Origin of the sequence: Nocardiopsis sp. MG754419 (assembly GCF_018207095.1) — a bacterium.
In the GTDB taxonomy this organism is placed as follows: Bacteria; Actinomycetota; Actinomycetes; order Streptosporangiales; family Streptosporangiaceae; genus Nocardiopsis.
Genome location: NZ_QOCZ01000169.1, coordinates 1 through 11,069, shown reverse-complemented (window position 1 = coordinate 11,069; position 11,069 = coordinate 1). Strand labels below are relative to the sequence as shown.

The window sequence follows — 11,069 nt, the reverse complement described above, 5'->3', positions numbered from 1 at the left end:
GCCGGGGAGGGCATCTCCCCGGCCCCGCCGTCTCAAGGGTCCGTCCGGTGCGGTGCTACTTGCCCAGGCCCGCGCGGCGCAGCGCGTCGGCCATGGCGCCGGAGGCGGCCGGGGCGCTGTCGCGTCGACGGTTCCCGTCGCCGCCCCGGTTGTTCCCACCGCGACCGTTTCCGCCGCCGTCGCCGCCCCGGCCGTTTCCGCCGCCATTGCCGCGACGGCGGTCACCACGGTCACCACGGTCGCCGCCGCGTTCCCCGCGGTCGCCCCGGCCGCCGCCCTGCGGGGCCTCGTCGTCCAGGCGCATGGTCAGCGAGATGCGCTTACGCGGAATGTCCACGTCCTGCACCTTGACCTTGACGATGTCACCGGGCTTGACGATCTCCCGCGGGTCCTGCACGAACCTGCGGGACATGGCCGACACGTGCACGAGGCCGTCCTGGTGCACGCCCACGTCCACGAACGCCCCGAAGGCCGCCACGTTGGTGACCACGCCCTCCAGTATCATGTCCGGTTCCAGGTCGTCGAGCTTCTCCACGCCCTCCTTGAAGGTGGCGGTGGTGAAGGCGGGACGGGGGTCGCGACCGGGCTTGTCCAACTCGCTGAGGATGTCGGTGACGGTCGGCAGGCCGAACGTGTCGTCGACGAAGTCCTCGGGACGCAGGCCCGACAGCGCCTTCTTGTCCCCGATGAGCGTGGCCAGGTCGGCGTCGACGGTGTCGAGGATGCGACGCACCACCGGGTAGGCCTCGGGGTGCACCGCGGAGGCGTCCAGCGGGTCGTCGCCGTTCGGCACGCGCAGGAAGCCCGCGCACTGTTCGTAGGCCTTGGGGCCCAGGCGCGGCACCGAAAGCAACGCCTGACGGGTGCGGAAGGGGCCGTTGGTGTCACGGTGCGCCACGATGTTGCGGGCCAGGGTGGAGGTCACGCCGGACACCCGGGTCAGCAGCGGCACGGAGGCCGTGTTGACGTCCACGCCCACACCGTTCACGCAGTCCTCGACCACCGCGTCGAGCGACCGCGACAGCTTGGCCTCGGCCAGGTCGTGCTGGTACTGGCCCACCCCGATGGACTTGGGGTCGATCTTCACCAGCTCCGCGAGGGGGTCCTGCAGGCGACGGGCGATGGAGGCGGCGCCGCGCAGGGACACGTCCAGGTCCGGTAGTTCCTCGGAGGCGTAGGCCGAGGCGGAGTACACGGACGCGCCGGCCTCGGACACCATCACCTTGGTGAGCGTGAGTTCGGGGTGGCGTTTGAGCAGGTCGCCGGCGAGCTTGTCGGTCTCGCGGGAGGCGGTGCCGTTGCCGATCGCCACGAGTTCCACCTGGTGGGCGGCGCACAGCTTCGCGAGGCGGTCGATGGAGCCGTCCCAGTCGCGGCGGGGCGCGTGCGGGAAGACCGTGTCGGTGGCCACGACCTTGCCGGTGGAGTCGGTGACGGCGACCTTCACGCCGGTGCGCAGACCCGGGTCCAGACCCAGGGTGGCGCGGGTGCCGGCCGGAGCGGCCAGCAGCAGGTCGCGCAGGTTGGCGGCGAACACGTTGACGCCGTCGTCCTCGGCCTGTTGCCACAGACGCATGCGCACGTCGATGTCCAGACGCACCAGGACACGGGTGCGCCAGGCCCAGCGGACGGTGTCCTGGAGCCACCGGTCGGCGGGGCGACCCCGGTCGACGATGTCGAAGTGGGAGGCGATGGCGTTCTCGTAGCTGCTGCGCGGAACGGTGCCGTCGGGGCCGGGCTCGGGGGTCTCCTCCGGCTCCAGGTTCAGCGTGAGGACCTCCTCCTTCTCCCCCCGGTACATGGCCAGGACACGGTGCGAGGGCAGCGCCGTGAGGGGTTCGGAGAAGTCGAAGTAGTCGGCGAACTTGGCGCCGGCCTCCTCCTTGCCCTCCCGCACGGTCGAGCCCAGTCGGCCCTTCTCCCACAGACGTTCGCGCAGGTGACCGGTGAGGTCGGCGTCCTCGGCGAAGCGTTCCACCAGGATGGCGCGGGCCCCGTCCAGGGCGGCCTTGGTGTCGGCCACGCCCTTGTCGGTGTCCACGTAGGCGGACGCCGTCTCCTGCGGGTCCAGGGAGGGGTCGCCGATCAGGCCCTCGGCCAGGGGTTCGAGCCCGGCCTCGCGGGCGATCTGTGCCTTGGTGCGGCGCTTGGGCTTGAAGGGGAGGTAGATGTCCTCCAGACGGGCCTTGGAGTCGGCCGCGTTGATGCGGGCCTCCAGCTCGTCGTCCAACTTGCCCTGGGCACGGATCGACTCCAGGATCGCCGTGCGCCGTTCGTCCATCTCCCGCAGGTAGCGCAGGCGTTCCTCGAGGGCGCGCAGCTGGGCGTCGTCCAGCGCGCCGGTCGCCTCCTTGCGGTACCGGGCGATGAAGGGCACGGTCGATCCGCCGTCGAGGAGTTCGACGGTGGCGCGGACCTGGTGCGCGCCCACGCCGAGTTCCTCGGCGATGCGCTGGTCGATCGTGGGTGTCACAGGGGTCGTCACTTGGTCAACGTCCACTCTTCGGCTGTTCGGTGCGCGGATATTCTCGCGGCGCGCGAGGGCGTTGTCACCCCGGCGCGTCGCCGGTCCGCAACCCCAGGTTCCCGCATGCGGGGACGTGGTCGGTCCGGGGAGGGGTCAGGAGCCGGTGCCGTCGAGGTGGTCGGGGGTGTGGTGGCCGTCGACGACGTGCCGGCCGTGACCCCGTGACTCCTCGGCGCAAGAGGGAGCCCCGGCCGTTCCCTCGGCGGCTTTGTCGGAGGCCGGATAGGCGTCGCGCAGACGCTGCAGGGTCGCCGTCACGACGGCACGGACGTCCGTCTCGTGCAACGGGTCGGAGGACAGCGCCGAACTGAACGAGAAGCCCTCGACCAGGGCGAACAACAGGAGTGCCTCGCGGTGCAGCGCCTCCTCGTCGATGCTGCGGTCGGCCAGCGCGTCGCGCAGTGCCGAGCGGACCGCCTCCGCGGCCGCGAGGGACGTGGCGGCGATGTCGGCCGCGAGTTCCGGGTCCGTGCGCGCCATGACGCGGTACTCGACGAGAGCGATGTTCTCCCGGCGTTCCTGTTCGCTGGTCGGCGCGGTGAAGGCGATCGCGTCCACGAGCCGTGCCATCGGGTCCTCGGACATCGTCGCGTCGCGCGAGGCGACGCGCTGCATGAGGACGCCCAGCGTGAAGCGCATGACCTCGCGAATGGTGTCGCCGAAGTAGTGCCGGATGCTCCCGATGGCCAGGCCGGTGCGTGCGGCGATGCGGGCGAGGGTCACCGAGCGGATCCCGTGCGCGGCGATCTCGTCGATCACGGCGTCGGCGACCTGTTCTCGGCGGACATCGGGGTCGGCTCTCTTGGGCATACGACCACCCTATTCCATTGCTGGCATGCGTGTGCTACTTTTTTTAGCATGATCATGCTAGAAAGTCTTCGCGATGGTGCTCCTCTCCGTCGCCGCCCCGGGCGGGGTGGGACATGAGCGACCGGTACGACCCCTGGGCCGGTGCGGAGTGGAACGATCCGCACGGCTTCGACGAGTCCGAAGACCTCGGCGGAGCCACGTCGACGTGGTCGACGCCCGATCCGGAGCCGGGTTCGCCGTTGCCGCCGTTCCGCCCCTCCCTCGGGCTACAACGCACGCGCTTCGCGATCGACCTTCCCGACGCCTCGACGGCGACCGTCGATGTCGACCACACCTGGGGCCGGGCCTCGCTCTACCTGGACGGCCGGCACCTGCGAACCCGGGATATGCCGGTCCGCTTCGCGCTCGGATCGGACGGCATCGAGGTCGCCGCGAGCAGGTACGGCATGGAGCGCATCCACCTGATCAGCGCGGACGGTGACCGGCGGCGTCTCGATCCCGTACCGGGGACGCCCGAGTACCTGCGCGCCAAGCTCTCTCGTCGGCACCCCGGGGTCGGGCGCGCACTGGCCGTCTGTGCCGTCATCGTGCTGACGATCAATCTGATCCTGCTCGCCCCGCAGGTACTCGAACTGGTCACCCGGTCATCGCTCTGGGCCGATCACCTCACCCCGTTCGTCTCGCCCGTCGCTCTGCCGGCGTGGGCGAACACGGTTCTCACGGTCACCGCCGGTCTCGCGGCGACCGAACGAGCACTGACCTTCCGCCACCATCGGCTCCTGGACGCCGAGACGGACGGGATCGAGAGCTGACGTTCCCCGCACCGACCGGCCATGTCCCCGTCCTCTCGCGCCTCTGGACGCCCCGACCCGAGAACACTCCGTCAACCACCACCGCGCCGTCGCACACGACCGCGGCCCGACACAGGAGAAACGCATGCGACCACATCCTCGGCTCCTCCGACGATCCCGGCACGTGGAGACCGGGCTCGCCGCGGCCTCCACGGCCGTACTCCTCCTACTCGCCGGATGCGCGACCGCCTCGCCTCCATCGGACTTCGGCGCGGACACGGACCTCGGTGCCTACCTCGATCAGCGACTCGACTGGGCCGGCTGCGAGGACACCGCGACGAACGCGGCGGACGCCGAGCTGTTCGCCACCCCGGAGCTCGAATGCGCCTCGGTCGAGGTCCCGCTCGACTACGACGAGCCGGAGGGGGAGAGCGCGCACATCGCGCTCCTGCGCCTGCCCGCCACGGGTGAGGCCGAGGGCTCACTGCTGATCAACCCGGGCGGGCCCGGCGGATCCGGCACTGCCTTCGTCGCGTCCTCCCTGCCACTGTTGCAGGACGGCCCTGTGGCCGAGCGTTTCGACATCGTCGGTTTCGACCCGCGTGGGATCGGTTCGTCGACCCCGGCCCTGGACTGCTATACCGACCAGGAGTACGACGCGGGTGACGTGCCGCGGTTCGGCGCGGTGCACGACATCAGGAGCGCCGAGCAGGCGACAGAGCTCGCGGAGCGCTGTACCGAGGCCTCCGGTGGCGTCGAGAACCTCGTCAACGCCGGGTCGACCAACGTCGTGCGCGACATGGACATCATGCGCGAGGTGCTCGGCGACGACCGGCTGACCTATCTGGGCTACAGCTACGGCTCCGAGCTCGGTGCCATGTACGCCGAGAGCCACCCCGACAAGGTCCGCGCGATGGTGCTCGACGGGGCCGTCTCTCCCGACCTGACGGCGAGCGAACTCCGCCTCTCCCAGTTCGCCGTCGCGCAGGAGCGATTCGATGACCTCGCCGCACTCTGCGCCGAGTCGTCCGACTGCGTGCTCGGCACCGACCCCGCGGCCGCGAACGATCGCCTGCACGACATCGTGGAGCCGCTCGTCGAGACACCGCCGGCGGCCGCCGACGGCCGAGAGGTGAGCGTCTGGGACGCCTACCTCGGCATCACCGCGGGCCTGTACTCCGAAGCGCATTGGCCCGACGTCATCTCCGCGCTGACCTCGCTCGAAGCGGGAAACCCCGACGAGATGCTCGTTCTGCGCGACAACTTCTACGCCCGCACCGCGGACGGCGTCTACGCCACGGACCTCGACACGAACATCGCCGTGCGCTGCATGGATCAGCCTCGCTTGGAGCCCGAAGAGCAGACCGCGCTCGCGCGCTCGGTCGGGGAGGTGGCTCCGATGTTCGCCCTCGACGTGTTCACGGCGGGTGAGTACCACAGCGAATGCGAGGCGTGGCCCGCACCGCCCACCCGCGACGAGCCCTGGCTCACCGACGTCGAAGGTCTCCCCGAGACGCTCGTCGTCTCGGTCACCGGGGATCCAGGGACGCCGTACGAGGGCGGCATCGCGCTGGCGCGGGCTCTCGACGCGAGCCTGCTCACGGTCGAGGGCAAGCAGCACGGCGCCTACCTCCTCGGCGGCAGCGAGTGCGTCGACGACGTGGTCGACGCTTATCTGCTCGACCTCGAATCCCCGCCCACCGACGCCCGTTGCAGCTTGTGACACGCTCGACCGCGGCGTAGCCGCCCCGGCCGGCGCGCGCCTCCCGGTTTCATCCCCGCGCGCGGGGAGCAGGCCCCGTCTCTCCCGTGTGGGAGGGGCGGGGCGGTTTCATCCCCGCGTGCGCGGGGAGCAGATGGTGAACAGGATGGTTCACGCGGGGTGGGCGGGTCCATCCCCGCGTGCGCGGGGAGCAGACTAAGTACCGCCGTGTGCACAGAGTGAATTAGGGTCCATCCCCGCGTGCGCGGGGAGCAGCCGGAGTGGGTGATGCCCACCTGGTACGGGCTGGGTCCATCCCCGCGTGCGCGGGGAGCAGCTACCGCCTCGGCAACCGATGGTTGCCGGGACGGGTCCATCCCCGCGTGCGCGGGGAGCAGTCTCGCCGACCTGGTGTTCCGTCAGCGTTGAGGGGTCGTTTTCGCAAGTTGTCGAGAAACGGACATGTCGCCCCTGTCTGGTTCTGGTGACCTCGGTACTTCTTCCGCACACCCTCTACGGCGGCTACGGGGTCCTCGGCAGGCCGAATCAGCGCTCGTGCGGCTTCGTCGCGTGGACGTGGTCGAACGGGGGAGGGGTCAGGAGCCGGTGCCGTCGAGGTAGTCGGGGGCGTAGTACTCGTCGACGGGGACCGGACCGCGGTAGCCCTGGCACATGCACTGTCGATAGGTGGAGTTGCTCTGTCCGGTCCACCGGCCGGGGATGACGACCTGGGTCTGGCAGCGCTTGGTCTCCTGGTCGTGGAAGACCAGGTTGTGGCCACAGCCGCAGATGGGTTGGGGGGTGGCGGGCCGGGACCGGTCGCCCTGGAGCGCGCGGGGGTCGTGGTGCTGTGACGGGAACTGTCGGGCGACCTGGCGTTTGGTGGTGGCGCGGCCCGCGAGGAACCCGCCGACCGCGATCATCACCGCGATGATCATGGAAATCGGATCCATGCGGTCACACTCTCCTTCGTTCCGAACCCCTGAGACACGACGAGCGCTCAGGCCCATTGTCCCCCATACGACGGCGGAGGACGAGGAGGAGGTTCCTCGCCGAACGGTCTGGTGTTCCGGGATTTCTCCAAAGGTTCTTCTGCAAAGGTATTTTTGCAAAGATATCTTTGCGATACGGTCATGGCATGAACGAGGAACCCGAATCGACCCGACCCCTGAACATCGACGCCGATGCACTGCGCGGGCTGGCCCATCCGCTGCGCGCCCGCATCCTCGACGTGCTCCGCTCCCACGGCCCCGCGACCGCCACCATTCTCGGTAGGACCCTGGGGGAGAGCAGCGGCTCCACCAGCTACCACCTGCGGCAGCTGGCCCGGTTCGGGTTCGTGGACGCCGACCCCGGACATTCCGGTCGCCGTGATCGTTGGTGGCGGATCCGGCCGGGTGGTTGGCGCTTGAGCGGTAGCGAACACCTGCGCGACCCGGCGACCCGCGAAGCCGCCGAGATCGTCCTGGGCCGCTACTACACCGGGCGTCGAGAGCGGCTCGACCGCTGGCACGCCCTCTCCCGGGAACGGTCCGACGAACCGCGCGTGCGTCGCTGGCAGACGGCGATGCAGGACTCGGTCTCCCAGGCGCGGATGACACCGGAGGAGACCGAGGAGTTCGCCGGTGAGCTCGTGGAGTTCATCCGGTCCTGGACCCGCCGTTACGAGGAGCGCACCGCCCAGACCCACCCCGAGACCGAGATGGTGGAGCTGCAGACCGACCTGTTCCCCCACCTGGCCGAGGCGACCGGTGGTTCCGGTGAGACACCCGCCGAAGGCTCCGTCACGGCGTCCGGCACGGAGCCCGACGCGGGTCCCGGCACAGGGTCGAACGGACCGTAGCGCCACCTGAGAACCCACCCCCCTCCAGGAGCCGCACCATGACCACAGCACCCATCGACCCGACCACCCCGCGCGCCGACCGGCTCGGCCCCGACTTCCACCGCTTCTGGGGCGCCGGGGTGTTCACCAACCTGGGCGACGGCATGCTCGCCGTCGCGCTGCCGCTGATCGCCGTCTCCCTCACCCAGGACCCCCTGCTCGTCTCCGGGCTGACCGCCGTGCGGTTCCTGCCCTGGCTGCTGCTGGCCCCGCTGTCGGGGGTGCTCATCGACCGGGTGCACCGCATGCGCGCCATGGTCGTGTCCAACACGATCGCGGCCCTGGTCATGGTCGCCCTGCTCCTGACCCTGCCGACCGGCAACCTGTCGATCCCGCTGCTGTACGCGGCGATGTTCGCGGTCATCTGCTGTGAGACCGTCACCGACCCCGCGAGTCGGATCGCGGTGGTGCGGCTCGTACCGGCCCGGTTGCTGGACCGGGCCAACAGCCGGGTGGAGGGCGGTCGGTTGGTCGCCCAGGACTGCCTGGGCCGCCCGGTGGCCGGGTTCCTGTTCGCGGCCGGAGCCGCCGCGCCCCTGCTGGGCATCGCCGGTTCCTACGCCCTGTGCGTGGCGCTGCTGTGCGCCATCCCGATGGTGTGGCGCCGCTCCGTCCCCGTGACCGACGAGAGCGCGACCGTCGAGCCCGAGGGGTTCCGGCGTTCGACCGGCGAGGGGTTCCGGCTGGTCTTCGGCGACCGCATCCTGCGCGGCAACATGCTCTGCAACGCCGGGATGATGATCGGGGCGAACATGGGCGGCGCGACGCTGGTGCTCTACGCCCACCAGGGGCTCGGCGTTCCCGCCGTGCTGTTCGGTGTCTTCACCCTGTCGTCCGCGCTCGGCGGCGTCCTCGCCGCCCTGGTGACCGACCGGCTGATCGTCCGCCTGGGGCGTCGCACGGTCGTGCTCGGCGGCTACCTGGGAGTGGCCGCCGCCTCGGTGGCCGTGGGCCTGGCCCCCGACCCCTACACGGCCTTCGCCTTCCTGCTGGGGCTGGGTCTGTGCCTCGTGGCCGCCAACATCGCGGCCGTCCCCTACCACCAGACCGTGGTCCCCGAACGCGTGCGCGGACGCGTGGCCGGGGTGAGCAAGATGATCGGTTGGGGTGTCACCCCCCTCGGCGCGCTGGCGGGCGGGATGCTCGGCCGGATCGACCTGGCGCTGCCGTTCCTGGTCGGCGGGCTGATCATGGCCGTCACCGCGTTACTCGCACGCGGGGTCATCGCCGAGACCGCCCGCCGGGTCGATCGTGTGCTCGCGGAGACCACCGAGACGCCCGGGAGCACCGAGCCGCGAAGATGACGGTCGCCCTGTGCGACCCGTCCGCGCACGAGCGGGGCCCGCCGGATCGAGAAGGATCCGACGGGCCCCGAGACACGGTGGTGGCTCAGGCCTGCGCGCGCAGCCGCTTGAGGGTGGCCACGTCCTCGGCGTGCGGTCCCTCCGGCCCGGGCGTCTCCAACGTGATGGGGATCCCCGCGGTCACCGGGTGACGGAACAGTTCCGCGAACGGCTCGGCGCCGATGTGGCCCTTGCCGATGTTCTCGTGTCGGTCCTTGTTGCTGCCGCACGGTGCCTTGGAGTCGTTGCCGTGGATGAGCTTGAGCCGGTCGGCGCCCACCACCGCACCGAAGCGGTCCAGCGCCTCGCGCATGCCCTCCACCGTGGAGATGTCGTGCCCGGCGGCGAAGAGGTGCGCGGTGTCCAGGCACACGCCCACGTTGGGGTGCCAGTCCAGGGCCTCGAAGTAGGGGACCAGGTCATCGACGGTGGCGCACAGCACCTGGCCCTGACCGGCCATCGGCTCCAGCAGCAGCGGGGGCACGTCCTCGCCCAGCCGCTCCAGCATCGGCAACAGACGCTCGCGGGCGCGGGCCAGACCGTCCTCGCGACTGCCCGAGACGGCCGATCCGGTGTGCATGACCGCGCCCAGGGCGCCGATCTCCGCGCTGCGGCGCAGCGCGTGCTCCATGGAGGTGATCGACTTGGCGGCGGTCTCCTCGCTGGGCGTCCCCGGGTTGATCAGGTACGGGGCGTGCACGAACACGGGCAGGTCGGTGCGCGCGCGCAACATCGCGTCCTGGTCCGGGTCCCCGGAGTTGGTGGCCCACCCACGGGGGTTGGACACGAACACCTGGATGGTCTCGGCGCCGATCTTCTCCGCGTAGGCCAGGCCCTTGGTGGCCATGCCGCCCGCGACCGGAACGTGTGCTCCGACCGGGGTCTGGGGTCGCTCTTCGGTGTTGTTCATCGCCGCACCACTCTAGGCGGGCCCGGCGGGTGGGTCGGGCATGGCACCGTTCACGGGTCCGTGGGCGGTTCGCGCAGCGCGGTGAGCAGATCCGGGAGTTCCCACAGCACGGTCACGTGGCCGTGACCGTGCAGGACCCGAAGCTCGGCACCCGGCACGAGTTCGGCGGTGTGCTCGGAGTGCGCCAAGGGCACCACGGTGTCCTGCTCACCGTGCACGACCAGACAGGGGCCGGTGATCGTCGCCGGATCGAAGGTCCAGGGGCGCCCCTGGACCCACGCGTCCTGGGTGTAGCCGCCCACCCCCTGGGCGAAGGCCTCCTTCGCCGCGGCGGCCAGGTGAGGTACGTACCGGGTGGCGAACAGCTCGCGGTCGGGCTCGGGCCAGGCCGAAGCGCGTGCTCCGAGGTGGCGTTCACCCCATTCCAGGGCGGCCTGTTCGTCCGGCAGGCGCATCATGGCGCACTCGTCGGGGGAGTAGCCCTCCCACGCCGGCTCCCACGCGAAGTCGGTGACTCCGCCGAGCAGGACCGTTCCCCGCACTCGGGCGGGCCACAGCGCGGACGTGACCACCCCGTAGGGTCCACCGGAGGAATGCGCGGCCACGAAGAAGCGGTCGAGTCCGCAGGCGTCGGCGAGCGCCGCCATGTCCTCGGCCCCGTCGGTGAGGGACCGGCCCGGCGCGGGGTCCGACCCCCCGTATCCGGGCCGGTCGGGGGAGATCACCCGGAGCCCCGCCGCGGCGAACTCTGCGTGCTGGTCGCCCAGGTTCCGGCGGCTCATGGGGGCGCCGTGGAAGAACAGGACGGGTGTGCCGTCGGGATCACCGAGGTCGGTGAGGGCGATCGTGCGCCCGTGGACCTCGACCGTGGTGTCCCGCATGGCTCCCCGCTTCCCCTCGATGATGTCCGCACCCTAGACGCGGGTGGGGGAGGCGGCAAGCGCGCCCGTCGCGCGTACCGCCCGCGTTCCGAGGCACGTTCGGCTCCCGGCCCCGCGCGGTGAGCGAGGACGTCGCGACTCTCCCGGGGCGTGGGTCGGGAACGTGCGTTCCGCGGCATGGTCGGCCCGGCGGGCGCGCGTGGCCACGACGGGCGCTTCGACC

At 70.9% G+C, this 11,069-nt stretch carries 9 protein-coding genes and 1 CRISPR repeat array; of the genes, 4 read left to right on the top strand and 5 right to left on the bottom strand.

Annotated features, from left to right (window positions below; translation table 11 throughout):
* Positions 1-55 precede the first annotated feature (55 nt).
* Together DSY14_RS23965 and DSY14_RS23960 are read right to left on the bottom strand one after the other, a co-directional pair.
* Entirely contained in the window at positions 56-2,485 is a 2,430-nt protein-coding gene (locus DSY14_RS23965; RefSeq protein ID WP_307851317.1) for a Tex family protein, read from the bottom strand.
* Between the two features lie 135 nt (positions 2,486-2,620).
* The gene (locus DSY14_RS23960; RefSeq protein ID WP_211718879.1) at positions 2,621-3,337 is read right to left on the bottom strand and encodes a TetR/AcrR family transcriptional regulator; all 717 of its coding nucleotides are present in this window, start codon (positions 3,335-3,337) and stop codon (positions 2,621-2,623) included.
* A gap of 113 nt (positions 3,338-3,450) precedes the next feature.
* Here DSY14_RS23960 and DSY14_RS23955 point away from each other — a divergent pair, with 113 nt between their 5' ends.
* Positions 3,451-4,149 (top strand): hypothetical protein, encoded by a 699-nt coding sequence (locus tag DSY14_RS23955; RefSeq protein WP_211718878.1) that lies wholly within the window; start codon positions 3,451-3,453, stop codon positions 4,147-4,149.
* Between the two features lie 124 nt (positions 4,150-4,273).
* Positions 4,274-5,851: an alpha/beta hydrolase gene (locus tag DSY14_RS23950; protein ID WP_211718877.1), complete on the top strand. Its 1,578-nt coding sequence runs from the start codon at positions 4,274-4,276 to the stop codon at positions 5,849-5,851.
* A gap of 48 nt (positions 5,852-5,899) precedes the next feature.
* Positions 5,900-6,228: direct repeats of the CRISPR family, unit length 24 nt; unit sequence CATCCCCGCGTGCGCGGGGAGCAG.
* A 198-nt stretch (positions 6,229-6,426) separates the two neighbouring features.
* Here the strand turns inward: DSY14_RS23950 and DSY14_RS23945 are convergent.
* On the bottom strand, positions 6,427-6,783 hold the full coding sequence (locus DSY14_RS23945; RefSeq protein ID WP_211718876.1) for a hypothetical protein: 357 nt from the start codon (positions 6,781-6,783) through the stop codon (positions 6,427-6,429).
* A 185-nt stretch (positions 6,784-6,968) separates the two neighbouring features.
* On the opposite strand from DSY14_RS23945, the gene DSY14_RS23940 reads away from it, so the two are divergent.
* Positions 6,969-7,673, top strand: a complete 705-nt coding sequence (locus DSY14_RS23940) for a helix-turn-helix transcriptional regulator (protein WP_211718875.1) — start codon at positions 6,969-6,971, stop codon at positions 7,671-7,673.
* Positions 7,674-7,711: 38 nt separating this feature from the next.
* Positions 7,712-9,016 (top strand): MFS transporter, encoded by a 1,305-nt coding sequence (locus DSY14_RS23935; RefSeq protein WP_211718874.1) that lies wholly within the window; start codon positions 7,712-7,714, stop codon positions 9,014-9,016.
* A gap of 85 nt (positions 9,017-9,101) precedes the next feature.
* Here DSY14_RS23935 and DSY14_RS23930 read toward each other — a convergent pair whose 3' ends face one another.
* Positions 9,102-9,965 carry a deoxyribonuclease IV gene (locus tag DSY14_RS23930; RefSeq protein WP_211718873.1) on the bottom strand — a complete coding sequence of 288 codons (864 nt, stop codon included), beginning with the start codon at positions 9,963-9,965 and terminating at the stop codon, positions 9,102-9,104.
* Between the two features lie 50 nt (positions 9,966-10,015).
* Positions 10,016-10,846 carry an alpha/beta fold hydrolase gene (locus DSY14_RS23925; RefSeq protein ID WP_211718872.1) on the bottom strand — a complete coding sequence of 277 codons (831 nt, stop codon included), beginning with the start codon at positions 10,844-10,846 and terminating at the stop codon, positions 10,016-10,018.
* Positions 10,847-11,069: the final 223 nt, after the last annotated feature.